The organism is Synechococcus sp. F70.1, assembly GCF_047502745.1.
In the GTDB taxonomy this organism is placed as follows: Bacteria; Cyanobacteriota; Cyanobacteriia; order Thermostichales; family Thermostichaceae; genus Thermostichus.
Window position 1 is genome coordinate 35,256 of record NZ_JANSJL010000013.1, and the last position, 23,325, is coordinate 58,580.

The window sequence follows — 23,325 nt, forward strand, 5'->3', positions numbered from 1 at the left end:
CTCTCGCCTTTTCCCTCCTAGTTTACATAACTTTACGGCAACCACTTGCAGAGCAAAAGCTGGGGTGGGATCCCCAGCCACTGCCAAAGCTGAGGGGTGCGCTCGAGGGGCACGTAGCCCAGTTGGGTGTAGAGTTGCTGGGCGGGCAAGTTATCTTCCAGGACGTGCAGCTGTAACCGGCGATAGCCCCACTTCTGCACTACCTCCTCAGCGCTGAGCAAAAGCTGTCGCGCAATTCCCTGCCGTCGCCACTCTGGCAGCACCGCCAAGTTCGAAAGGTAGGGATACTTCCCGTGGGCCATCGCCCGCAGCGAGATCTCAGCAGTCCCCACCACTTTCGACTCCACCGCCGCCGCTAAGCAGCAGTAGTAGGGATCCCTGGCTGCCAGCTTGAGGCGTAAATCCTGACGAATGATCCGTTTGTGAATGGGGTGCAGCCAGCGTTGCAGGCCTAGGGGCGGGTAAAAGACCTGGGCAAGAACCTCCACCACAGGATCCAGGTCGACGGCTGTGGCGGGATAGACCACGAGGGAGGGCACTGTGGAGGGAGCGCTTACGTATCCCTACCATTTTCGCAAACAATGCGAAGTGGCGGCCCTTGCTCGGGAACCGCCACCCCAGCACCAAAGCCAGAGCTTAACAGCCCTGAAACGAAGACCAACCCGCTGGCCACCTCTTAGGAGCTCAACCCCTGGACGTGGCAAACCCCTCTCCTTCCCCCCTCGTCCTACAGCTCACCGGCATAGCGAGCCGAGCGCTTGCCGCGATAGCGATAGATATCATCTGTGATGGGCTGGTAGCCGACTTCCACTAGGTCGGACTTGGCAGGGGTGAACACGCGAATAACTGCCCTTGCAATTTTCGACAGAAAGGTAAACATAGAGACCCCCCACCTCAAGAAATCTCAAGTTTTACTAAAAATCTCGGCTCGCTAGAGCCTGCAGGAGGAGCACCTGAACCTCACCGAAGCACCGGTTTTCCACGTCTTCTCCAATCTTCGCTGATTCTTGCTGGAGACTCGAAATAGCAGGCCGGCGCTTCCAGAAGCAGCAGAACTTACTGTCTTTTCACCACTCCAGACGAGGTAAGCGACCCCTCACGCTACAGTGCCTGGCTTCAGTAAACCCAGCCGCTATTTGATTTAACTCCCATGTCCCTTAGCTTGGGGGAAAACCTGTCGGAGAGGCCAGGTGCTCCACTAGGCAAGACAACCCCTTGCTTGGTACACCTGCCAGCACAGCCAATTGAGAGCTTACGTGGGATCAACTTGAGAGGTTGTTTTGCTGGCAGTTTTGAGGCTGAGCAAGTTGCAAGCCGGTGTCTTACCTTTCCGCTGGATCTACCTCCTTTCCTGAATCACTACACCTCTAATCTAGCCCAGGCCGCCTACCCCTGTAGCGGCTGGCAACTGTTTTTAACAGTTTATGTTACTTCTTCAATTTGATTTCCATCTTTCTTCACGGGTAGTACCTGTGGATCCTGCGGTCAAATCTTCTTGCTTTTTCTCCTGGAGAAAAGCTCATTTTTTAGGAGCTTTTTGGCAAGTCAGCCACTCGAGGAGAGCTGCGATTCTGAGGCCACAGGATTAATAGGGAAAAGTAGGGGGGGCGGTAGTCGGCCAATCCGTCGAGGGTGGGGAAAAGGGCTTGCTGGGGCCAGCCGGCCCAGACCACTAGGCTAGCCCGCTGCAGCCAGCCTTTTTCGGCCAGCCACTGCCAAACTTGGGGGTAGACGGAAGCCACCTTCATGAGGACAACCACCTCAGCCCAAGCACAGGCCTCCTCCAGCTCTGCTAGGGCAAAAAGAGCGGGCAAAATTGCCAATTTCTCGGGGCCGAGGGCCAAAGGGGATCCCAAAGCCGCCGCAGCAGCCAGAGGAGAGCATACCCCCGGTACGACCTGGATGGGCAGGTCAGGGAGCCGCTGCCGCAGGGCCTGGGCCAGGTAGGCAAAGGTGCTGTAGAGGCCCACATCCCCTTCGCAGACAAAGGCCACATCTTCTCCCTGCTCCAGAAGGGGAGCTAGTTGCTCGGCAGCCGCCTCCCACGCCGCCTGGAGGAGCTCAGGCTGGGTAACAAAGGGCAAAGGCAGGGGCAAGAGCGTTTGTCCCGGTTGCAGCCAAGGACGCACGATTTGGTAGGCCAAACCAGGCTGGCCAGCAGCATTTTGGGGACAGGCCACCCAGTTGACAGCCTGGAGAACCCGAACAGCTTTTAGGGTCAGCCACTCGGGATCCCCGGCGCCAGCGCTGATGCCCCAAAAAGTCCCCAGACCCATTCCAATATCCCAGCAGCGGCCTAGGAAGCTTCGCCCTTGGGCTCCTCCGGGCTAGATCCGGCGGCTTCGGAGCCAGCCTCAGAGGGGGGAGAGGCCTGCTCGGAGCGCCTTTTGCTCTCTGCAGCTAGATAATCCAAAGCTTCCTGGAGTGAATTGCGCAGGGACAAGAACTTCTCCAGCCGCACCAGCTTTACCGTTTGGGTAATGCGAGGATTGCTCACTACCTGGAAGATGCCCCCGCGCTCTTGCACCAGTTTGGCCAGTTGCACCAGGGCACCGACGCCGGAGCTGTCAATGAAATCGATCCCTGTCAAGTCCAGGATAAGGTTGGGGGATCCCTTTTCTAGGTGCCTGGTGACCACTTTCACGAACACCGGCTCAGAGAAGGCATCCAGAAGGCCGGCCAGGTGGAAGACCTGGCAGTCTTCCAGGGCCTCGTGGCTACCACGCAAGCTAACTGTCAAAGACAGAGGTTCCGGAATGGCTTCTCTCCTTTATCTCGACTGCTCCAAAAGGCTTATACAACCTTATACAACACACCAGGGGACAAAACTGTAAGCCCCTCGTACTGCTCCCTACTTACGTGGTAGCTCACACTGCCCTGCCAGAGGGATCCCCCCGGCAAGCTGGGGGTGTAGACAAACCACCCGTGGGCCTCATTGTAGAGGGCTGGATCAAGCCATGTCCATGGGCAGGGGATTGCGGCTGGGAGTAGGGATTTCTTCTCTCTGGCCCCTCATGGCAAGCCAGGAGTCCTTGGGTAGGATGGGGGCAGCTTTGGCTATCCCCAAGGAGGGCTTCTCAAGGGGGGTGCTTTGGATCCTGAGGGTAGGTGTTGGGCGAAGAGCGACGCAACAAAGAGGGTGAAGTGCCGCAGCGACCCTTTCCCCTCTCCTCCAAGACCTGGGCGAGGATAGGGGCAGGCCTGGGTTTGGGCTTGACGGCTGCCGCCTTTGGCGCTGCCTGGGGAATCGGCGTCTACTTTCAGGATCAAGTGCTGCCCCAGGTGGAAGCTGCCCTCTCGCAGGCGATGCGCCGGCGGGTGGAATTGGGAGAGGTGAGGCTTGTGGCTCCCTGGGGAGTGCGGCTGGGAGAAAGCTTCATTGAACACTTGGCCAGCATTGGCTCTATTGACCTCAGCCCCGACTTCTGGACATGGCTACAAACCGGCGAGTGGGTGCTCAATGTTACCCTGAACCAGCCCCAGTTGCTGCTCATGGAAACGCTGGATCGCGGCTGGGCAGACGTGCAGTTTCAACTGCCTCAAGGGGAGGGATCCCTGCCCTTGCAGGGGTTGAACATCCGTTTGCGGGGGGGATCCCTGACGGCCATCCCCTTAGTAGGGGAGCGACGGCAGTTCGAGGGGCTGCAGGGCCAGGTGCAGGTGAGGCTGAGTGCCCTGCCGGGGGAGAAAGCCGGAGGACGAGCCAGTTTCCAGCTTTCGGCGGTCCTGCGCCCGCTGGCAGGTAGAGGGAGGTACCCTCTGCAGTTGCGGGGGGTGGCGGATTTTGCCCAGGTTTCTGGTTCGGTGACGGTTGCTGCTGCTCGCCTGCCTTTGGATCTGCTGCCCAGCATCTTGCCGGCAGCGCCCTGGACGGAGGTGGAGGGAGAAGCCAGTCTAGCTCTGCAAGTCCTTTGGGGAGGAGAAGGGACGCCGTCCCGCTTGCACAAACGCCCTTTGGAGTTGACGGGGCAAGCCCAAGTTCAGCAGGCGCGGCTGAGGCTGGAGAGGTTGCCTCGTCCTTTTGAGGAGGTGAGGGGCTCTGTTCGCTTTACCCTGGAGGAGCTGGAACTGGAGGGGATAAGCGGCCGCTTTGGCCAGCTTGCTTTTGAAGATCTCAACGGCTCCATCGCCTTCAGCGACAAGGGGTTGGATCTGCAAGCCGCCATCGCCCCGGCCAGCCTGCAGCAAATCCAGGAGACTTTCAACTTCAAGCTGCCAGTGGCGGCAGAAGGGGTGGTGGCGGGATCCCTGGCGGTCACCGGCCCCCTGGAGGGGCCGCAGATCCAAGGGCAGTTGCAAGGGATCTCGCCAGGTCGGGTGGATCGCCTGCCAGTGCCGCAATATGCTTTTGGCTTCCGCTTGGCCGACCAGACCTTGGCCTTTGAGGCCATTGACTTGCAAGCTGCAGGCGGACGCCTCCAGGGATCCGGCCAACTGCAGTGGGCTGGCGGCTTGGCAGGCCAGTTTGATCTGCAGGTTACCGCGGCCGACGCGGGGCAGGTGCTGTCCCTCTACGGCGTCAACCTGCCACAGAGGGGCAAGCTGCCTTGGGCGGGGCGGGTAACTGCTCAGGCCCAGGTGGTGCTGGCGGGATCCCAGCCCCAGGTGGAGGCCACTTGGGAAATCCAGGGGGAGGAGCTCGCTGGAAGAGGACAGCTGCAGATCCTGCCTGGCAGGGACAGCTGGGTGGTGGAGGTGCCCCAGGCAGTGTTGGCCGTAGGGGAGGGCCGAATCCAGGCAGCGGGGCGGTGGGAGGCAGGACAGCTCCAGGCGCAGGTGGTTCCTCAGGCTGTGCCGCTGGCGTTTTTCAACCCGCAGTGGCCGGGATCTGTCTCTGGGGAGCTGACGGCGCAGGTGGACACAGGGGAGGCGGCGGAGGTGGGTCTCCTGGCGGCGCTGCGGGCCCAGGGATCCCTGACCCTGTCGCGGCTTGGGGAGGAAAATGGGCTAGTTGATTCCATTAGAGGCCAGGTGGCCTGGGATGGCGGGGGCTTGGCAATCCAAGCAGCAGAAGTCTTGGCCGACACCACCCGCTTGGGCAGAGTAGAGGGGCGCATCCTCGCGGATCCGCAGACCTTGCAGGTGGGGTCTCTAGATCTCAACTTTGCCGCTGACGGGATCCCCCTAGCCAAAGTGCCCGGCTTGCCGCCGAGGGTGGCAGGAGTGCTGCAGGGATCGGGGCGGCTCCGCGGATCTCTGGACAACCTGCAGGTGGCCGGCGAGGCCAAGGTGCGCGGCTTGCGGGTGGGAGAGGTGGCCTTTGCTGACTTGGCCGGGCCCTTTCAGGGGTCTAGCCAGGGGATGACAGTGGAGCTGAAGGGGACGCGGGAGCGGCTGGCGCTGCAGTTGGATCCCCAGTTTCGGCCCTTGCAGTTCGAGCTGCAGCTGGGCGAGGCGGAACTGCGCGGCCAACGCCACCAAGGTAAGCTTCAGGTGGCGGCGAACCGCTTGCCGCTGGCTTTGCTGGGGGGGGTTGCTGCTGGGCCGTGGGCCAGTCTGCAGGGGAGCCTCGATGGGGAGGTGACCGTTGACCTGGCAAGCGGCGCTACCCAGGGACGGGCAGCGGTGGCAGATCTGCGGCTAGGGGGGATCGAAGCCCAGGGCCTCTCCGTGGATTTCGCTTACCGTCCTGGAGACGGCTCCAGCCCCTCTTGCCTGACCATTGCCCAAGCCCAACTGGAGTTGTTCAAGAGCACCTACACCGCCAGCGGCACCTTGGAGCTGCCGACGGCCTCCTTCCAGGCTGCTCCCGTTCCGCAAATTGACCTGCAGATCCGCACCCCCCAGGGTCGCCTGGAAGACATTGTCTCCGCCTTTAAGTGGCGGCAGTGGCAAGACCTCGCCACCCGCGGCCTGCAATTGCCCCCGCTAGGCCCTGCTGCCGTGCTAGAGACAGAGCCGGTTGGCCTGCCCGGTTCTCCCCTGCTGCAGCAATTGGAGCACTACGCCCAGGTCCTGGCCGCCCACCTGGAGGCCTTGACCAGCCGCATGGATCCCCGCATCCCGCCACCCACCAGCTTGCAAGGAGAATTCCAGGCCAGCCTCAGCTTGGTTGGCAGTCTCAACCGGCCTAGCGTCAGTTTTCACCTGGAGGGCTGGAATTGGCAAGCAGAGGAGTTTAGGGTCGAAAGCCTCACCGCTGCCGGCAGCCTGGTCGAGGGGGCGGTGGTGCTACAGCCGCTGCTGTTGCGCAGTGGGGAACGCCAAGCCCTTTTCACCGGCAAGTTGGGTCTGGAGGAGCAGTCGGGATCCCTGCAAATTCAGGGGTTTCCTCTGGCTTTGCTGGATCGCTTCTTGCCCGAGGGGCTGGAACTCCAAGGGGATCTCAACTTGGATGTGGAACTAGCGGGCAACCTGCGGGATCCCCGGGCCCGCGGCTCCCTGACGGTGGTGAACGCTCGGATCAACCAGGTGCCGCTGCGGGAGGTAGAGGGGCAATTTGACTACAACCAGGGTCAACTGCGTCTGGAGGGTGCTCTCCTAGCCAACAGCGACGAGCCAATCCGCCTTTCCGGCCTGGTTCCCTACACCCTGCCCTTTGCCCAAGTGCGGGCTGCCTCGGATCAGATTGACCTTACCCTGCAAGCCAAGAAGGACGGCCTGCGCCTAATCAACCTCTTCACCGACCAGGTGCGCTGGGAAGGTGGCCAAAGCCAACTGGAGCTGGCCATCGGCGGCACTTTGCAAGAGCCTAGCCTGCAGGGAAACCTCAACCTCAGCTCCGGGATCCTCAAGCTGGCTGCCCTGCCGGAGCCTATCACCAACCTGACCGGCCAAATTGTCTTTAACCTCAACCAATTGGAGGTGCGGGAGCTACAGGGACAGGTGGGGGGCGGATCCCTGGTGGCTCGAGGGGTTTTGCCTGTCAACTCCCGCGGCGCCCTGCAGATGGACGAAACCTCGCCACCCCTAACGTTGCAACTGCAAGGGATCCAGCTCAACCTGCCCAATCTCTACACCGGCCGCTTGGAAGGCAGCGTATTGGTGGAAGGCTTGCTCTTGCGTCCTTTGCTCGAGGGTCGTCTAGAGGCCTCCCATGGGATTATCGAGGTCAGCCCCCGCCAAGCGGCAGCTCCCGCCGACTCGACTCAGGCAGATCCCTTCTGGCAGCTGCGGCTGAACGGGCTGGAGCTGGTCTTAGGGCCCGGGATCCGCGTGCAGCGCCCCAACCTGTTTGAATTCAACGCCACCGGCAGCTTGCGCCTGTTCGGCACCCCCTCAGATCTCCGCCCGGCGGGCACTATCGCCCTGGAGCGAGGCCGCGTCAGCCTGCCAATTGCCAACTTTCGCCTGGATCGCTCCCGCCCCAACACCGCCACCTTTGACCTGGACAACCCCTTCGATCCTTTCCTCAACCTGCGTCTGGTGACCCAAGCCTTCGAGGTCTACCGCTTTCCCCAGGAGCTGTCTCCCTTCGACACTAACCGCAACCTGCCGGGATCCCAGCAGAGCATCGAGATCTTGGCCACCGTCAACGGGCGGGCCAGCCAGCTTGCGGCTGCGGATCCCCGCAACGGGGTTTTGACGCTTTCTAGCAGTCCCAGCAGATCCCCAGAAGAGATCGTCGCCCTGCTAGGAGGAACAGCTTTGGCCCGACTCAATCCAGAAGCAGGGGTGGCCGGGCTGGCGGGAACGGCCCTACTCAACGATGTGGTGGAAACGCTGGGGGACACCCTTGGCCTGGATGAGGTTCGCCTCAGCCCCGTTCCCCCAGTTGACACCCGTGCTCCCAGACGCTCCTCGGTGGGCCTGGTCCTGGAAGTAGCCCGCGATCTGGGGCCGACCACTTCCGTCTCCGTGCAACGCAACCTGACGGATCCCTTGCAGCCCACCCGCTACAGCGCCCGCTACCGCCTCAGCGACCAAACCCTCACCCGCGCCAGCACCGACTTCCAGGGCAACAACACCCTTTCCATCGAGTTTGAGACCCGATTTTAAACCTACTAGAAGAAACGGACGTGCTAAGTTGCTAGCTTGTTTCGTTGGCGAGGTTGCCCAGGGTGCCACAAAGCTGCTCCGCAGCACTGTCCCGAAGGAGGGCTAGAGCAAAGCCCTAACTCACTCTTCTTCTGGCAACTTGGGAGGAGGCTCGTTCCACTTAGGCTCGTCCAGGATAGCTTTTTTGGTTTGTTTGAGTTGTTTCCACAGCTCTTTAATTTGGCGGTAGGCTTCTTCTGGGGTAATCTTGCCCCCTGTCTCTAAGCTACAAATTAGGGACACCTTATGGCTGAATTCTTGTAAATTGGCATCAAAAACCAAGTTCTGCGGCTTGACCTCGCCCCAGTAGGGGTAGCGGGGGGAGATGAATTCATCTTTTCTGGGAGGAGGGTTTGACTCTGTCATGGCGAAGGTAGAAACTATGGACGTTTCTTCTTAGTGGGCTTGGGAGGTTTGGCTGCCTTGGCGGGATCCAGCGGCAGGCCAGGTTGACTGGGGAGCGGTTGTTGCGCGCGCCTTGGGGCGCTGGGAGGTTTCTTCTTGGGTTTGGAAGGGGAAGTTGAACGTTTTGCCTGGGGCTGTGGCCGCTCTCTGGGCACAGGGCCAATAGGAGTTGCCGACTCTATGTAGAGCTGGGAGCCGCGGCGGCGCGCCTGCAGATCCCAGAAGATACCTACTCCTTTGCCTGGCAGGGATCCAAGGAGGCGCAACTTAAAAGCCTGGGGCGCTGCCGGCAAAGCCGATCCTGCTTGCTGCTGGCCCCCCGGACTAGCTACTTGCTGGTCGCTGGAGCTAGCGGCTGGCAAAGGAGGAGCAGGGGAGGGCAACTGAGAGTGGGAGCGGCGAATTTTGACGATGATGAACCCTCTCTCCTGGGATTGAAAAACGACCTCGCCGCGAATGGAAAACCAGTCCGGCACCACCCTTGGGCAGGATCCCTCGGGCAGGGTTTGCCCCATTTCCTCCGGGGCCCAGACTCCCATCAGCTGGACGTGGAGATTTTGGCCTTTGTCGCGGGTGCGGGGATAGACCACCCACAGGTAGTTGCGCTCCGGCCTTAGGTGCTTGCGCACTAGGCTCATCACCCGGCCCAGGAGGACAGCATGGATGTCCAGACCATCCGAGGTGCGCAAAACCCCCCGCGTAAAGCGATCTGGCGAAGGAATATACCGACCCTCAATGAGGCCAATGGCCCGATACTGCATCACTTGCCCTGGGGGAGGGATGGGCTCTAGGCAGGGTCGCTGTCTTGCCACCGTTGCTTTTTCTCCCGACGTGGCGGCGTTACCTAAGCTGGAGAAGGTAGAGGCTACTCCACCCTCTGAGACCGGCAGAGTACCAACGCCCACCGCTGCTTCTAGTCCAGGGGAGCTCTTTGGCTCTGGGACTGGGCTTAGACGCTGTAGGGAAGGTTCCAGACCAGAGGCCATTCTGACACCCCCCGCGGGAATTCTGACTCCCAGTCTAACACATAGCCTCTCGCCTACTGGCGCGGACAGGGCTCTAATCCGGCTCAGCCCAGAGGCAGGGGGTAAAGCTGCCGTGAAGGCCATAGGGAAGGTGATGCCGCAAGGGGATCCGGGCCACTGGGCCGGCTGCTAGGTTAGCAGCTTCTAGGATCGCCACCTGCGAGCGCTGACTGGCTGCATCAAAGACCACTGTTACCACCCACCCGGCTTCCTCCGCAGCGTTTTCGGGATCGGGGATGAACACTGGCTCTCCCACGAAGCCGCGGGGGGCAAAGCTGTACTGCTCGCTGCGGCCTGTTGCGGTGTCCAGCTTGAGGATGGCCTGCAGGGGTGCGTTGGGGCCGGGAGCATGGGTAGCGCCAACATAGAGGTAGCGGTGGGGTCGGCCAACGCAAGCCGGGTGGATAGCCGGGAACTCCACCGAACGATCCAGAAGCAGCTCCCGCTTGACTTTGCCTGCCTTGGGATCCAGCTCAAACCGCCATAGCTTGCCCGCTGGCACCTGGGCAAAGTCAATCTGCAGGTAGTCGGCTCCGGGCTCCAGGGCGGGGTAGGTCTCGTAGACGACGGCATCGACCAAGATCTTTTCCCCCACCTCGTAGCCGTTGACAAAGTGAAAGACAAACCCTGGCTCCGTTTCCAGCTGCAGCGGCTTTTCCTTGGGAGGAAATAGCCAGATACGGGTAGGCTCCCCTTTTTTAAGGGTCAGGCAAGTGCCGGCTGGCTGCAGGCCCAGCATGTAGGGCCAGGGGTTGAAGGCCACAGGATTTTGGAAAAAGATCCAGTGGCGGGGCGTCCAGACAAAGTCGTGCAAAAAGGCAAAATCTGGCAGGCGGTAGTCCCACTTTTCCGCCAGCCGCCCTTGGGGGTCAATGCGGTAGAATAGAAGCGTAGAAGGGGGGCCCGTCCGCACCCCAAAGGCCAGGAGATCTCCGGTTTCTGGATGGCGGCGGGGATGGGCTGTAAATGGCTGATTAGGAGCAAGGGCACCGCCAAAGGTCTCGACCCCCTCGGTGGCCAAGGTGGCTGGGTTTAGGCGGTAGGGAGCGCTGGCTTCCCAAAGGGCTAGGAGCTTGCCGCCGTGGTAGATGACGTTAGTATTGGCCGGATTTTTAAAGCGCAAATCGAGAAAATTGGCCCACCAGCCTCCTGGCTTCTGGGTGCCGAACACGCCGCGGTAAAGGACTCGACCCGCCTTCTCCTCTGCTTCAAACTCTGGCGTACGCACAAACCGGTTGCGGAAATGCACCCGCCCTCCCACAAAGGTGATGGCGCAGACCATGCCGTCGCCGTCGAAGGGATGGCCATAGCGCTGGGATCCCGCTTCCAGCTTGCCGGGCCCGTTGCGAAAGAGGGTTCCCTGCAGTCTTTTGGGGATCCGCCCCTCGATCTCCGTTACCCAGTAGTCGTACTCCTGGCGCAAAGAGCGATAGCCCAACTGCCAGTCGGAGATGCTGTAGGAGCAAGAAGCAACGCTGACCATGGCCAGTCTGCAAGCGACGCCTTCTATTGTTGCTTAAACTTTCGTAAAGTCGCTAGCCTTCCTCGGCCTAGGTAGCCGCTGGGGCCGGGATCCCCAAGCTGGAGCGGCTCCAACTGGACTATGGTAGGAAATGCCCTAGCAGCCCTTGACTAACAGCACCCATGTTTGATGTCCTTGCCGAAAAGTTGGAACTGGCCTGGAGAAAGCTGCGCGGCCAGGACAGGATCACCGAAACCAACATCCAAGAAGCCCTGCGGGAAGTGCGGCGCGCCCTGCTGGAGGCCGATGTCAACCTACAGGTGGTCAAGCAGTTCATCGAGGAGGTGCGGCAGGCAGCCCTGGGCGCTGAGGTGATCCCGGGGGTAACGCCGGATCAGCAGTTTATCAAGATTGTCTACGACGAGCTGGTGAAGGTGATGGGGGAAGCCAACGTGCCCCTTGCCCAGGCGGAGCATCCCCCCACCATCGTGCTCATGGTTGGCTTGCAGGGATCTGGCAAAACCACTACTTGCGCCAAGCTGGCTTTGTATTTGCGCAAGCAAGGCAAAAAGCCGCTGCTGGTGGCAGGCGACATTTACCGTCCAGCGGCCATCGACCAGCTCAAGAGCCTGGGCCAGCAGATCCAGATCCCCGTCTTCGAGCTGGGCAAAGCGGATCCGGTCGAGATTGCCCGCCAGGGGGTGGCAACCGCGCGGGGACAGGGCTACGACTACGTTATTTTGGATACCGCCGGTCGCCTCCAGATCGACCTGGAGATGATGGCAGAGCTGGAGCAGATCAAGGCCGCGGTGCAGCCCCACGAGATCCTGCTGGTGGTGGACGCCATGATGGGGCAGGAGGCGGCCAACCTCACCCAGGCCTTCCACGAGCGGCTGGGCCTTACCGGCGCCATCCTCACCAAGCTGGACGGCGATACCCGCGGCGGGGCAGCTCTTTCCATTCGCCAGGTTTCCGGCCAGCCCATTAAGTTTATCGGGGTTGGCGAAAAGGTGGAGGCCTTGGATCCCTTTTACCCGGATCGCATGGCCTCGCGCATCTTGGGCATGGGGGATATTCTCAGCTTGGTGGAAAAAGCCCAGGAGGAAATCGACCTGGGAGATGCCGCCGCCATGGCAGAAAAGATGATGACCGCCCAGTTCGATTTCAACGATTTTCTTAAACAAATGCGCCTCATCAAGCGCATGGGGTCTCTAGCCAGCTTGCTGCGGCTAGTGCCGGGAATGAGCAAAATTAGCGACGAGCAGCTGCAAAAAGGCCAAGAGCAACTAGCCCGGGCGGAGGCCATGATCAACTCCATGACGCCAGAGGAGCGGCGCAACCCGGATCTGCTGGCCCGCAGCGTCAGCCGCAAGCGGCGGGTAGCCCTGGGCTCTGGCCACAAGCTGGAGGATGTCAGCCGCCTGGTGAGCGATTTCCAGCGCATGCGCGACATGATGCGCTCCATGAGCATGGGCGGCTTTCCGGGCATGCTGGGCGGACGGGGCCCGCTGCCGGTAGGTGGCCCCCAATGGCGAGGGCGTTCGCAGTCCAGCCGCAAGCCAGACAAAGGGGGGGGCAAAAAGGGGGGCAACAGCCGCGGCTTTGGCAGCAAGTGAGCTGAGCCTATGCCTTTCCACGTCGTCTTGGTGGCTCCGGAGATCCCGGCCAACACGGGCAACATCGCCCGCACCTGTGCCGCTACCCGCACACCCCTCCACCTCGTGGATCCCTTGGGGTTTCGCCTCTCGGATCGCTACCTCAGGCGGGCGGGGCTAGACTACTGGGAGCACGTCCAACTGCATCGCTACCCCTCTTGGGAGGCCCTGGTGCAAGCCCACCCCGAGGCAAGATTTTGGTGCTTTAGCGTGCGCGGCAAGGCCCTTTACACCGAGGTGGCCTATCAACCCGGAGACTGGCTGGTGTTTGGCAGCGAAAGCCGGGGCTTGGATCCCATGTTCTTGGAAACCTATCCCAGCGTGCGCATCCCCTTGAGCGGGCCGGTGCGCAGCCTTAACCTCAGCAATGCAGTCGCCATTGCCCTCTTTGAAGCCCTGCGCCAACAGGGATTTCCCACCTAAACTTGACAGCCCTACGCCTGCCGCAACAAGCTGCACCTGCTCCAACCCCTGGTTCACTAGCTGACGCAGCTCTAGTGACTAGACTTGGCAGCTGTTGCGTCCAGGAGCCCAGCTTTCTCGGTCAGCCCCTCCTTGGCTGAAGCCAGGTGCTCCTGGTCCTAGGCTATGCGTTAAAGTGGAAACCCTCCTTGGCGAGGGCCGTTCCCCCAAGCCAAAGGCGCACCAAGTGTACCTATGTTTTCTCCATCTGTGGCACTTTCGCAACTACCGGGATCAAGGGATCCCCTTCGAGGCACCCAAGACCATCCTGGTGGGGGAAAACGCCCAGGGCAAGACGAACCTCTTGGAGGCAGTGGAGCTCTTGGCCACCTTGCGCTCGCGGCGGGCCGGTCGCGATCGGGAGATGGTGCAGCAGGGGGAAGAGAAGGCGCGGATTGCCGCCACCGTGGAGCGGCTAGGGGTAGCCCACGAGCTGGTGATGGAGCTACGCAGCCAAGGGGGACGCTCCCTGAAGGTTAACGGCCAGGCGCTACGGCGACAATCTGAGTTCTTAGGGCAAGTGAATGCGGTGGTCTTCTCCAGCCTGGATCTGGAGCTGGTGCGAGGGGGGCCAGAGGCGCGGCGCAACTGGTTGGATGGGGTGTTGCTGCAGCTGGAGCCGGCCTACCTTGGCCTGGTGGAGCAGTATCGCCAGATCCTCAAGCAGCGCAATGCCCTCCTAAAACAGGATCCCGCTGCTGCCAGCGACAGGGACTTGCAGATGGCCTTCTGGGACGCTCAGCTAGCCACCAGTGGCAGTCGCATCATGCGCCGCCGCGCCCGGCTGTTGCAGCGTCTGGGGCCGCTAGCCGCCCACTGGCACCAAGTCATCAGTGGTGGTCGGGAGACTCTCAGCCTTGCCTACCGTCCGCAGGTGCCTTTGCTGGATCCCCAGGCCAATCCCGAAGGGGTTCAAGCCCAGTTGTTGGCGGAGATCCGTGCCAAGGCCGCTGCCGAACGGGCCCTGGGCACCTCTCTAGTCGGCCCTCACCGAGACGAGGTGGAGCTGAGCCTCGACGGACAGCTTGCCCGCGCCTACGGATCCCAGGGGCAACAGCGCACCTTGGTCTTGGCCCTCAAACTGGCGGAGCTGGAGCTGATCGAGCAGGTGAAGGGGGATCCGCCCTTGCTGCTGTTGGACGACGTGCTGGCGGAGCTGGACCTGCACCGCCAAAACCAACTCTTGGAGGCTATTCAAGAGCGGGTGCAAACTTTGGTAACCACCACCCACCTGGGCTCCTTCGACGCCGCTTGGCTCAAGGGAGCGCAAATCCTGCAAGTGCACAAGGGGCAAATTTCTCTCTCGCCTTAGCTTACAGCAGGCCGGCTGCGATCCAGGCTGCGATACTGAATGGCTTCGGCGATGTGGGCAGGGGCAATGGCCTCGGCACCTTCTAGATCGGCGATGGTGCGGGCCACCTTGAGGATGCGGTCGCTCCCCCGGGCAGAGAGGCCCAGCTTTTGGATGGCGCTCTCGAGGAGCTTGCGACAGGGATCCGAGAGAGCACACCACTGCCGCAGGTGGCGGGGCTGCATCTGGGCGTTGCAGTGGATCCCGGGCTCGTCCTGGAAGCGCTGCCGTTGACGCTGCCGCGCCTGTTCCACCCGCTGCCGCACCGCTTGGGACGACTCGCCACCCTGAAGGCGGACAATTTCTTCCGGCTTGAGGCGGTTGACCCACACCTGCAAATCAATGCGATCTAGCAGGGGGCCGGAGAGCTTCGACCAATAGCGCTCCCGCTGCTGCGGCGTGCAGGTGCAGGGCTGAACAGGATCCCCGTAGAAGCCGCAGGGGCAGGGGTTGGTGGAGGCCACCAGGGTGGTTTGGGCGGGAAACTCCAGGGAAAGGCGGGCGCGGGAGATGGTAACCTTGCCGTCTTCCAGGGGCTGGCGCAGCACCTCCAAAACCTCGCGGCGGAATTCCGTTAGCTCGTCCAAGTACAAGACACCGTGGTGAGCCAGGGAGATCTCGCCAGGCTTGGGGTAGGGGCCACCGCCCACCAGCGCCACTGCCGAGGCCGAATGGTGGGGAGCACGGAAGGGCCGCTGGGTAATCAGGGGGGTTTGGCCTCCCAAGTGCAGGTTTTGCCGCAGCAGGCCGGCTGCTGAATAGATGCGGGTGATCTCCAACATTTCCTCCCACTGCAGCCGAGGCAAAATGCCGGGCAGACGACGCGCCAGCATGGTCTTGCCCGCTCCTGGGCTGCCCACCAGCAGCAGGTTGTGCCCGCCGGCTGCCGCAATCTCCAAGGCTCGTCGGGCCTGTTCTTGCCCCTTCACATCGGCCAAATCCAACAGAGGTTCTGGTTCAGTTGCTAGCAGCTGCTCCGGCTGGATCCGCAGCGGCTCAACCCCCTGGGGGTTTTGCAGCCAGCTCACCACCGCCGCTAAGGAGGGCAGCCCGTACACCTGGATCCCTTGCACCAAAGCCCCCTCTGGGCCATTCTCCTGGGGCACCACCAGGCGGCGGATCCCCATCTCAGCGGCACCGGCGGCAATGGGCAGGATTCCGGCCACGGGTCGCAAGGTGCCATCCAGGGCCAATTCCCCCACCAGCAGGGTGTTGGCCAGCGCTTCTTTCTCGATGACCCCGGCAGCAGCCAGAATGCCGATGGCGATGGGAAGATCAAAGCTGGGGCCCTCTTTGCGCAGATCGGCGGGAGCCAAGTTGACGATGATCCGCCGCTGCGGCAGGGCAAAGCCGGAGTTCTTGATGGCCGCCCGCACCCGCTCTTTGGCCTCCTGAACGGCTGTGTCTGGCAGCCCCACTAGGATAATCTGGGGCAAGCCACCGCCCACATCCACCTCCACCGTGACCCGCACGGCCTTGAGTCCCAGGAGAGCAGCAGCAGTGACCTGAGCAAACAAAGGCGTCGCCTCCTCCGGAAAGCTTTTCCACCGAATGATTGTCTCCCGACACCTATCCTGGAGGAAGTACATTGGCTTGTGCAGGCTTATTCCTGGGAAGCGGTGACTCTAGAGTTGGCTGGGATCAGAGGCTACTGGGTCTGCTCAGCCGCCAAGCCACGGAGGGAAAGCCCCCATCTCTAGGAGGCTGGTGCCAGTGGTCTCTTCTGCTGCTGAACCCCCTTTTGAGCGTTTCTCCAGCTCTGGGCAAGAAGGCGCCCCAGCCTGGAAGGACCTGGAGGAGCAGGTGCAGGAGTTTGCCCGCTGCTACCGGGGGCAGGTGGCCCAGCTCAGCCCACCAGAGCTGGGGAAGGCGCTGCAAGTCTTGTCGCAGCTAACGCAAGCTCTGGCGGCTCAGCTTGCGGAGGGCAGGGAAGGGATCCCGGCTACCTCTCTTCAGGCTCCAAGCTGGCGGGATCTGGAGCGGGCTATCTCCCTGCAAAGCCACTTGCTGTTTTTCTCTCTGGAGCTGCAGTCGCTGTTGGCTGGTTCCCCCGACGACTCTGCCGCCGAGTTGCCGCCCGAGGATGGGCGCTTGGACCTTTTAGCTGCTGCCCATGTCGAGCCGCGGCTACGCCCCTTTCGTCAGTTTCTGTGTGGCCTCCTCCACCAGCGGGGTCACCGACAGGCGGAGCCTCTAGAGCGCTTACTGCACCAGCAGCGCCTGGCTGGACGCTTGGCCTGGCGGCAGTTGTGGCAAGTCACCCTCAGCTCCCTCGGCGACCAGGGCCTGTTGCCTCCCCAACAGCAGTCAGCTAACACCCTTGCCCACCTCCAGAACCTGCAAACCCATCCCAGTGCCGAGGTTCGCTGGGCGGCCTACCAGCGCTTGTGCCACCATCTGGAAGCCCATGCGGAGCTGGGAGGGTTTATTCTCAGCATCCTGGTTCGCGACCACCTCTGGGAGGCCCAGTGGCGGGGCTACGATTCTGCTGCCGACCTTTACCTGGCTCGCCACGGCCTTGGCCAGCCCTTTTGGGAACATCTGCTGGACGGGATCCACGATCGCTTCGACCTGTTCCAGCGCTACTACCGCCTGAAAAGCCGCGCCATAGGACGCTCCATTCGCCTCTGCGACCTCTATGCACCCTGGGGGGAGCCCGTCCCACCTCTTGCTGCTGCCGAAGCCACCTCCCTAGTCTGGGCCGCCCTGCAAGAGTTCTGCCCTGAGTGCGCAGCCCAGGCCAAACCCTGGCTACTGGAAGTCAGCTCCGAACGGGAGGCACCCCCTGGCGAGCCAGAGAGACCATGGCCAGGAAGTGAACCCCTTGCCTCCCTGCTGCAAGCCCTTGAAGCCCTCAGCCGGCGGCTCCGGCCTGAGGGGCCTCGAGTTTGGCTGGATCTGGAGGAGCTGCAGGGATCTGTCCAGCCCTCCTGGGAAATTCGGGTGCATACCGCGTTTTTACAGCAGGTGCTGCTAGACTACCTGCTCGGGGCGGCACGGGGTACACCGGCACCACCCCCTCTTCGAAATCGTGCAAGCGGGCTGGAGGTCTTTACCTTGGCCCAGGCCCTCTTGATTCACCACCTGGAGGCGCAGTTACAGGCCGTGTTTTACCAGAGCCTAATTGCCCGGCTGGAGCTGCTCCTCTATCGCTCGGAGAACACCGCTCCACTAGCTTCCTCCAAGGCCAGCCCTATCTCCTGGGTCGGCGAAGAGTGGCTAAAGCTGATCCAGGAGCTGTGCGGCGATGCGGTGGAGCTGTTGCCGGAAGACCAGTTCTGCTGGGTGGGGATGCCGGAGCTGTTTCTGCGACCCTTCAGCGCCCCTCAGGTCAGCCTGGCCAGCCTAGTGGCCCTGGCCTGCCACCGCCAGTATCATCTGTCTCCGCGTACCTTTTTGCCCCGCTACCGAAATTGGCTGGCTAGCCCCCCTGGATCCCTGACTTGGGGAGAATCGGCCCAGTTGCTCCAGGTGGACTTGAGCGAGCCGGAGGAGGTGTTGCAGGGGTTGGAGGAACTGGAGCATTGGATCGAGGTGCTGGAAGAGAATCAAGACTAGGGGGCTGCAGCCAGCTGGCCTTTGGCGTAGCCGGAAGGAGCTCCTTGCAGAGGGGGAGGGAGCACCTCAAAGCCCGCCCCTTCCTCAAGTGGGCAGGAGGGAAATGGGGGCTGCTAAGCCAGTACGAGCCCTTCTTCCCCCGCGACTGGGGCACTTATCATGAGCCCTTTTTGGGTGGCGGGGCGGTGTTTTTCCACCTGGCCCAGGTTTACCCTGAGCGGGGTTTTGTGCTATCCGACATCAACGCTGACTTGGTCAACGCCTACTGCTGTGTGAGGGATCGGGTGGAGGAGGTGGTGGCACTGCTAGCCTACCACCAGGCCCACCACAGCCGCGACTACTACTACGCCCTGCGGGCATCCAGGCCAGTTGACCCTGTCCAGCGGGCGGCGCGACTAATTTACCTCAACAAAACTTGCTACAACGGGCTTTACCGGGAAAACGCCAGCGGCGAGTTCAACGTACCCCTGGGCCGCTACCGCAACCCGCGCATTTGTGATGCCGACAACTTGCGGGCTGCTAGCCGTGTCCTGCAACGGGCTAAGATCTTGGTGCAGTCGTTTGAGCAGGTGTTGGAGCGGGCCCAGCCCGGCGATTTTGTCTATTTGGATCCGCCCTACTACCCGGTTTCAGAAACCAGCAGCTTTACCGCCTATAGTCAGTACGCCTTTGGCCAAGCGGAGCAGATCCGCTTGCGAGAAGTTTTTGGGATCCTGGCCGACCGAGGCGTGCACGTGCTGCTGTCCAACTCAGATTGCCCTTTTGTGCGAGAGCTGTACAGGGGCTATCCTATCCACACCATCGTGGCCAGCCGCGCCATCAACTGCCACGGCCGCAAGCGCGGTCCCGTCACCGAGGTACTGGTCTTGTCAAGGTAGCCGGCCCTAGCTACTCGATCACCACATTCTTGGGCCCGCCATCGGGGCGCTCCTGGTTGAAATTGGCCAAAAAGGTATCCGGATCTCGGAGGCTGAAGACCAGCTTTTTGCAGGGTACTTGCAGCCCCAGGGGACCTACCAAGGGAATGAAAAGCATCTTTTCCTGGAGCAGCGGAATGGCAATCACCCCCTGGGTGCTGGTTACCGCGCCAACCAGTCCCTGGAAATCGGTGCGCACGCCCAGGCCGTAGAACCAGGGCCAAGAGAAGCGCTCCCCGCGTCCCAGCTCGCCTAGAGAAAAGGTTTCGTTGAACAAGTTGCCCGCCCGCACTACTAGCTTGTCCTGGAGCAGGTCAACGTAGGCCGACTCACTGCCTACCCCAAACAGCGCCAGGGGCAAACTTGCCAGGGGGTTGGAGTCAATGGCCATGTAGTAGCGCATGGGAAATCTCCAAGGTCAGGAACAAAAAGAATGAGCCGCGGCCCCTAGCCTTGCAATTATAATCTCCGGCCTTGCCAGCTTGGCCAAAAGGAAACCCGTTCGCTAAGGCTTTGAGCGGCTATGATGGGTTGCTGGGAGCGGCCTTCTACACCCTTTGAGCTGGCCACTGCTGAGCCAGGAGAACTCATGGATCTGCGCCCCCTTGTCCGCCTGGTGCCCGATTTTCCCAAGCCCGGGATCCTCTTTCGCGACATAACCCCCTTGCTGCAGAATCCAGCGGGCTTTCGGGCCGCTATCGAACAGTTGGCCGCCGGCACTGCCACCATGGGATCCCTAGATTACGTGGTGGGCATTGAGTCGCGAGGGTTTATTTTGGGGGCTGCCTTGGCCCAACACCTGGGTTTGGGGTTTGTCCCCGTTCGCAAGCGCGGCAAACTGCCGCCGCCAGTGCTCAGCCAAACCTACACGCTGGAGTATGGCCAAGACGAGCTCCAACTACAAGCCCACGCCCTGCGCCCTGGCAATCGGGTGGTGATTGTCGATGACGTCTTGGCAACTGGCGGTACAGCCGCCGCCACGGCTGAACTGGTGGCTCAGAGTGGCGCCCAGGTAGGCGGGTTTGCTTTTCTAATCGAGCTAGCTTTCTTGTCGGGCCGCAAGCTTCTTCCTCCACAAATCCCAACCCACGTGCTGATGGTGGAAGACTCCAACTGAGGGATTTGCCCCTCACCGCAGGCGTAGCGGCTGGCGGACGGCTACTTCTGTTGCCTTAGCTTTGGGCAGAGGTTGAGTCAAGGGGCTGAGCTGAGCCTGGGCCTGCAGTTGCTCCTCAATCCAGTCGGCCAGCTCCCGCATGTAGAGGGCCACGTGGGGGGCGTAGTCGCGCCGCAGCGGCTCTACCCCTTTTTCGGCCAGGCGGGCCAGGATGACCGGATCGCCTAGCTCTTCGAGAGCGGCAAAGTCTTCTGGCTGGTCAAACCCCAGCTCTGCCATCTTTTCAAACACATATCCCAGCCGTAGGCCCGTAGCCCCGCAGTGGGAAGGATCCCTCGCGACATAGGCAGCGGTGCGGTAGGCCGTTTGGGCAATGGAGCGCCAGGTGCCGCGGTGGATGTGCAGGCTAAGCTGCTGCTGATCCCAGCCCAGGGCTTCCCGCACCAAAAGGCCACAATTGCAGCGGGTGCTATCCCGCCAGCAGTACTCGCGATCCCAAAAACCCCAGTGCTGAGCTTGCAGGCGATCGGCGGTGCGGCGCAAGAGGGCTGCCAGCTCCGGTGTAGGACGCATTGGTCAAGGCGGCAGACGGGATCCCCTCCAGTCTAGGCAGGCAGGCGGCTGGGAACAAGCCAAGCTTAATCCTTTTTTGAGTTGATTGGCTCTGCTTGAACTTCGGAATCCTCAGAAGACTGTTGCCGCTGGCGATGCCGTTGCCAAGCTCCCCAGGCCACCCCCGCCAACACCAGCGAGGCCCCGCCCAGATAGGTGCCCCCTGCCGGCAAGCCCGCCAAGGCCAGGGCCAGGGATCCCCCCCAGAGGGTCATGGCGTAAATCAGCAGCACCGAATGCCGCTGGGACAGGCCAGCCTTGAGCAGGCGATGGTGCAAGTGGCCCTTGTCGGGATGGAAAGGGGATTTGCCTCTGGCCAAGCGCTTGAGGATCACAGCAGACATATCCAGAATCGGCACGGCCAGGATAAAAAACGGCAGGGCCACCGCCAGGGTGGTCACCCCCTTGGCCACCCCAATGACCCCGATCCCGGCCAGGGTGAAGCCCAGAAAGTAGGCTCCCCCATCCCCCATGAAGATCTGCGCCGGGTTAAAGTTGTAGCGCAAAAACCCCAGACAAGCCCCCGCTAAGGCTGCCGCCAGCATGGCTGCCGCTGGCCGATCCAAGAGCAGGGTTACCATCAGCATCACGACTGCCGCGATCCCCGACACCCCTGCCGCCAAGCCATCCAGCCCGTCCATAAAGTTGATGGCATTGGCCATCCCCACCAGCCACAGCAAGGTAATCACTAGGCTCAGCCATGCAGGGAACGGCCAGATGCCGATCCGCGGCAGGTTGATAAATTCGATGCGCACCCCCACTCCCCAAGCCGCCGCAGCCACTCCAAATTGCATCGCCAGGCGCGAAAAAGGCGACAACTGAAACAGATCATCCGCCAAGCCAATTAGGAAAAACAGAACGCCGCCAATCGTCACCCCCCAGATCTCGTACTCCTGCTCGGGGCGCAGGCCGGCAAAGGCTCCGGCTCCCCAAAGCACAAGCAGCGCCACCAGGTTGCCGAAAAAGATGGAGACCCCCCCCAGGCGCACCATCGGCTTCCGGTGGATCTTGCGCTCGTCAGGAAAATCCAACTGGCCGCTGCGGATCCCGACCGCCCTCACCACCGGGGTTGCCCACAAGACCACACAGGCAGCAGCGAGAAAGGCAACCAAGTAGGGCATGGCAGGCTGTAGCGAGGATGGCGGTTATCCCAAGTGAGGGTAGAGCGGAAAACGGCGGCAGAGCTGAGCAACCCGCTGACGACAGTCTTCAAGAACGCCTGGATCCTCCGGTCGGAACAGGCAATCGGCAATGATCTCCCCGATTTCCTCGAATTCTGCCGGCCCTAGGCCGCGGGTGGTCAAGGCCGGGGATCCCAGACGCAGGCCGCTGGCCACAAGGGGCGGCTGCGGATCGAAGGGGATGGCGTTTTTGTTGGCGGTGATGTGGATCTCGTCCATCAGGCGATCCGCCCGCTTGCCCGTCATCACGGGATCCGCCGCCCCGTTTTTCTCCAGCACCGCCGAGACCGAGCGCAGGTCCAACAACATCAGGTGGTTGTCGGTGCCCCCCGAAACCAAGCGGATGCCACGCCGCTGCAGAGTCGCCGCCAGCGCCTGGGCATTGGCGATTACCTGGGCTGAGTACTGGACAAAGCTGGGCTGCAGCGCTTCCCCAAAGGCCACCGCCTTGCCGGCAATGACATGCTCTAGCGGCCCACCCTGGCTGCCGGGGAACACCGCCTTGTCCAGCTTTTTGCCCAGTTCTGGGTCGCGGGTGAGAATCAGGCCCCCGCGTGGCCCCCGCAGCGTCTTGTGGGTAGTGGTAGTTACCACATCGCAGATGGGCACGGGGTTAGGGTGGTGCCCAGTGGCCACTAGACCGGCAATGTGGGCGATATCGGCCATCAGATAGGCCCCCACCTCGTCGGCAATAGCACGGAAAGCAGCAAAGTCAATGACCCGGGGATAGGCCGAATAGCCGCAGATGATGAGCTTGGGCCGGTGCTGCAGGGCCAGATCCCGCACCTGGTCAAAATCGATTCGCTCCGTCTTGGGATCCACCCCATAGTGCACCACGCGGAACCACTTGCCGGAGACATTGACTGGCGAGCCATGGGTAAGGTGGCCACCGTGGGCGAGATCCATACCCATGATCGTGTCTCCCGGCTGCAGCAGGGCCAGGAAAACGGCAAAGTTGGCCTGGGCGCCGGAGTGTGGCTGCACATTGGCGTGGGCTGCTCCAAACAGTTGCTTGGCGCGGTCGATGGCCAGTTGTTCGATCTCGTCGATAAACTCGCAGCCACCGTAGTAGCGCTTGCCGGGCAGCCCCTCGGCGTACTTGTTGGTGAGCACCGATCCCTGGGCCGCCAGGACAGCCGGCGAGGTGAAGTTCTCGCTGGCAATCATCTCCAGGTGATCCCGCTGCCGGTTTAGCTCCTGCTGAATCAGGCGGTAAACGATGGGATCCGTTTCCGCCAAGATGGCCAGGTTGTCCCGGGGAGTGGTCAAGCTTTGGGGAGCGGCTACCATGGTGACACCAAAAGCAAACGTTGCCAACAAAAAAAGCCCAGCAGCGCCCTGCCGTCGCGACAGTCCTACGGAGCAACATCGTAACACAGGGGGGCTAGGCCAGGGGATCCCCAGGGGCCAGGGGAGGCTTTGTAAAGAATGTTTTTCGGCCCTGGGTCTGGCCGCTGGCCAAGGTAAAGTGGGGGGCAGGGTTTTAGGGAGTTGGCTATGACCGACGCACAAGTTTTCACCATCCTGGCCATTGCCCTAGTGCCGGCAGTGATGGCCGTGCTCCTGGGATCCGCCCTGGCTCGCAGCTAGTTTCTAGCAAAAG

Annotated in this window: 20 protein-coding genes; 8 read left to right on the forward strand and 12 right to left on the reverse strand. The window is 61.7% G+C overall.

Annotation, left to right across the window (positions count from 1 at the left end):
• Nucleotides 1-32 precede the first annotated feature (32 nt).
• The 4 genes from NW860_RS00750 to NW860_RS00765 all read right to left on the reverse strand — a co-directional run bounded on the left by NW860_RS00750 (nt 33) and on the right by NW860_RS00765 (nt 2,740).
• Nucleotides 33-539 carry a GNAT family N-acetyltransferase gene (locus NW860_RS00750; protein WP_414410584.1) on the reverse strand — a complete coding sequence of 169 codons (507 nt, stop codon included), beginning with the start codon at nt 537-539 and terminating at the stop codon, nt 33-35.
• Nucleotides 540-727: 188 nt separating this feature from the next.
• Nucleotides 728-880 carry a hypothetical protein gene (locus NW860_RS00755; RefSeq protein ID WP_414393121.1) on the reverse strand — a complete coding sequence of 51 codons (153 nt, stop codon included), beginning with the start codon at nt 878-880 and terminating at the stop codon, nt 728-730.
• A gap of 646 nt (nt 881-1,526) precedes the next feature.
• Nucleotides 1,527-2,276 carry a precorrin-2 C(20)-methyltransferase gene (locus tag NW860_RS00760; RefSeq protein WP_414410586.1) on the reverse strand — a complete coding sequence of 250 codons (750 nt, stop codon included), beginning with the start codon at nt 2,274-2,276 and terminating at the stop codon, nt 1,527-1,529.
• A gap of 20 nt (nt 2,277-2,296) precedes the next feature.
• On the reverse strand, nt 2,297-2,740 hold the full coding sequence (locus NW860_RS00765; RefSeq protein WP_414393124.1) for an STAS domain-containing protein: 444 nt from the start codon (nt 2,738-2,740) through the stop codon (nt 2,297-2,299).
• Nucleotides 2,741-3,111: 371 nt separating this feature from the next.
• Here NW860_RS00765 and NW860_RS00770 point away from each other — a divergent pair, with 371 nt between their 5' ends.
• A complete protein-coding gene (locus NW860_RS00770; RefSeq protein ID WP_414511923.1) occupies nt 3,112-7,938 on the forward strand; it encodes a translocation/assembly module TamB domain-containing protein in 4,827 nt (1,608 codons plus the stop codon).
• Nucleotides 7,939-8,058: 120 nt separating this feature from the next.
• Here NW860_RS00770 and NW860_RS00775 read toward each other — a convergent pair whose 3' ends face one another.
• From NW860_RS00775 to NW860_RS00785, 3 genes are all read right to left on the reverse strand, one after another.
• A complete protein-coding gene (locus tag NW860_RS00775; RefSeq protein WP_414406240.1) occupies nt 8,059-8,343 on the reverse strand; it encodes a hypothetical protein in 285 nt (94 codons plus the stop codon).
• A 14-nt stretch (nt 8,344-8,357) separates the two neighbouring features.
• The gene (locus tag NW860_RS00780; RefSeq protein WP_414511924.1) at nt 8,358-9,287 is read right to left on the reverse strand and encodes a hypothetical protein; all 930 of its coding nucleotides are present in this window, start codon (nt 9,285-9,287) and stop codon (nt 8,358-8,360) included.
• A 154-nt stretch (nt 9,288-9,441) separates the two neighbouring features.
• On the reverse strand, nt 9,442-10,890 hold the full coding sequence (locus NW860_RS00785; RefSeq protein WP_414511925.1) for a carotenoid oxygenase family protein: 1,449 nt from the start codon (nt 10,888-10,890) through the stop codon (nt 9,442-9,444).
• A 161-nt stretch (nt 10,891-11,051) separates the two neighbouring features.
• Between NW860_RS00785 and ffh the strand changes: the two genes are divergently transcribed.
• From ffh to recF, 3 genes are all read left to right on the forward strand, one after another.
• The gene (gene ffh / locus NW860_RS00790; RefSeq protein ID WP_414511926.1) at nt 11,052-12,485 is read left to right on the forward strand and encodes a signal recognition particle protein; all 1,434 of its coding nucleotides are present in this window, start codon (nt 11,052-11,054) and stop codon (nt 12,483-12,485) included.
• Nucleotides 12,486-12,494: 9 nt separating this feature from the next.
• Nucleotides 12,495-12,947: a tRNA (cytidine(34)-2'-O)-methyltransferase gene (locus tag NW860_RS00795; protein WP_414393134.1), complete on the forward strand. Its 453-nt coding sequence runs from the start codon at nt 12,495-12,497 to the stop codon at nt 12,945-12,947.
• A 226-nt stretch (nt 12,948-13,173) separates the two neighbouring features.
• The gene (gene recF / locus NW860_RS00800; protein WP_414511935.1) at nt 13,174-14,298 is read left to right on the forward strand and encodes a DNA replication/repair protein RecF; all 1,125 of its coding nucleotides are present in this window, start codon (nt 13,174-13,176) and stop codon (nt 14,296-14,298) included.
• Here the strand turns inward: recF and NW860_RS00805 are convergent.
• Complete coding sequence (locus tag NW860_RS00805; protein ID WP_414511927.1) at nt 14,295-15,854, reverse strand: YifB family Mg chelatase-like AAA ATPase; 1,560 nt, start codon at nt 15,852-15,854, stop codon at nt 14,295-14,297. The genes recF and NW860_RS00805 overlap by 4 nt on opposite strands.
• Before the next feature lie 190 nt (nt 15,855-16,044).
• Between NW860_RS00805 and NW860_RS00810 the strand changes: the two genes are divergently transcribed.
• Both NW860_RS00810 and NW860_RS00815 read left to right on the forward strand, forming a co-directional pair.
• Entirely contained in the window at nt 16,045-17,895 is a 1,851-nt protein-coding gene (locus NW860_RS00810; protein ID WP_414511928.1) for a peptidase M3, read from the forward strand.
• Between the two features lie 44 nt (nt 17,896-17,939).
• Entirely contained in the window at nt 17,940-18,773 is an 834-nt protein-coding gene (locus NW860_RS00815) for a DNA adenine methylase (RefSeq protein ID WP_414511929.1), read from the forward strand.
• Nucleotides 18,774-18,783: 10 nt separating this feature from the next.
• On the opposite strand, the gene NW860_RS00820 is transcribed toward NW860_RS00815, so the two are convergent.
• Nucleotides 18,784-19,215 (reverse strand): hypothetical protein, encoded by a 432-nt coding sequence (locus tag NW860_RS00820; RefSeq protein ID WP_414393141.1) that lies wholly within the window; start codon nt 19,213-19,215, stop codon nt 18,784-18,786.
• A gap of 186 nt (nt 19,216-19,401) precedes the next feature.
• Between NW860_RS00820 and NW860_RS00825 the strand changes: the two genes are divergently transcribed.
• The gene (locus NW860_RS00825; protein WP_414346831.1) at nt 19,402-19,929 is read left to right on the forward strand and encodes an adenine phosphoribosyltransferase; all 528 of its coding nucleotides are present in this window, start codon (nt 19,402-19,404) and stop codon (nt 19,927-19,929) included.
• A 12-nt stretch (nt 19,930-19,941) separates the two neighbouring features.
• On the opposite strand, the gene NW860_RS00830 is transcribed toward NW860_RS00825, so the two are convergent.
• The 3 genes from NW860_RS00830 to glyA form a co-directional block, all read right to left on the reverse strand.
• Nucleotides 19,942-20,502 (reverse strand): hypothetical protein, encoded by a 561-nt coding sequence (locus NW860_RS00830; RefSeq protein WP_414511930.1) that lies wholly within the window; start codon nt 20,500-20,502, stop codon nt 19,942-19,944.
• Nucleotides 20,503-20,567: 65 nt separating this feature from the next.
• Entirely contained in the window at nt 20,568-21,662 is a 1,095-nt protein-coding gene (locus NW860_RS00835) for a glycosyltransferase family 4 protein (RefSeq protein ID WP_414511931.1), read from the reverse strand.
• A gap of 24 nt (nt 21,663-21,686) precedes the next feature.
• Nucleotides 21,687-23,012 (reverse strand): serine hydroxymethyltransferase, encoded by a 1,326-nt coding sequence (gene glyA / locus NW860_RS00840; protein WP_414393144.1) that lies wholly within the window; start codon nt 23,010-23,012, stop codon nt 21,687-21,689.
• Between the two features lie 207 nt (nt 23,013-23,219).
• Between glyA and psaM the strand changes: the two genes are divergently transcribed.
• Nucleotides 23,220-23,312, forward strand: a complete 93-nt coding sequence (gene psaM / locus NW860_RS00845; protein WP_414332959.1) for a photosystem I reaction center subunit XII — start codon at nt 23,220-23,222, stop codon at nt 23,310-23,312.
• The last annotated feature ends 13 nt before the right edge of the window (nt 23,313-23,325 follow it).

Excerpts from the sequence above, each read along its gene's own strand:
- NW860_RS00755 (WP_414393121.1), bottom strand. The coding sequence starts at position 880 with ATGTTTACCTTTCTGTCGAAAATTGCAAGGGCAGTTATTCGCGTGTTC.
- NW860_RS00760 (WP_414410586.1), bottom strand. The coding sequence starts at position 2,276 with ATGGGTCTGGGGACTTTTTGGGGCATCAGCGCTGGCGCCGGGGATCCC.
- NW860_RS00775 (WP_414406240.1), bottom strand. The coding sequence starts at position 8,343 with ATGACAGAGTCAAACCCTCCTCCCAGAAAAGATGAATTCATCTCCCCC.
- NW860_RS00785 (WP_414511925.1), bottom strand. The coding sequence starts at position 10,890 with ATGGTCAGCGTTGCTTCTTGCTCCTACAGCATCTCCGACTGGCAGTTG.
- ffh (WP_414511926.1), top strand. The coding sequence starts at position 11,052 with ATGTTTGATGTCCTTGCCGAAAAGTTGGAACTGGCCTGGAGAAAGCTG.
- NW860_RS00795 (WP_414393134.1), top strand. The coding sequence starts at position 12,495 with ATGCCTTTCCACGTCGTCTTGGTGGCTCCGGAGATCCCGGCCAACACG.
- NW860_RS00820 (WP_414393141.1), bottom strand. The coding sequence starts at position 19,215 with ATGCGCTACTACATGGCCATTGACTCCAACCCCCTGGCAAGTTTGCCC.
- NW860_RS00825 (WP_414346831.1), top strand. The coding sequence starts at position 19,402 with ATGGATCTGCGCCCCCTTGTCCGCCTGGTGCCCGATTTTCCCAAGCCC.
- NW860_RS00830 (WP_414511930.1), bottom strand. The coding sequence starts at position 20,502 with ATGCGTCCTACACCGGAGCTGGCAGCCCTCTTGCGCCGCACCGCCGAT.
- NW860_RS00835 (WP_414511931.1), bottom strand. The coding sequence starts at position 21,662 with ATGCCCTACTTGGTTGCCTTTCTCGCTGCTGCCTGTGTGGTCTTGTGG.
- glyA (WP_414393144.1), bottom strand. The coding sequence starts at position 23,012 with ATGGTAGCCGCTCCCCAAAGCTTGACCACTCCCCGGGACAACCTGGCC.
- psaM (WP_414332959.1), top strand. The coding sequence starts at position 23,220 with ATGACCGACGCACAAGTTTTCACCATCCTGGCCATTGCCCTAGTGCCG.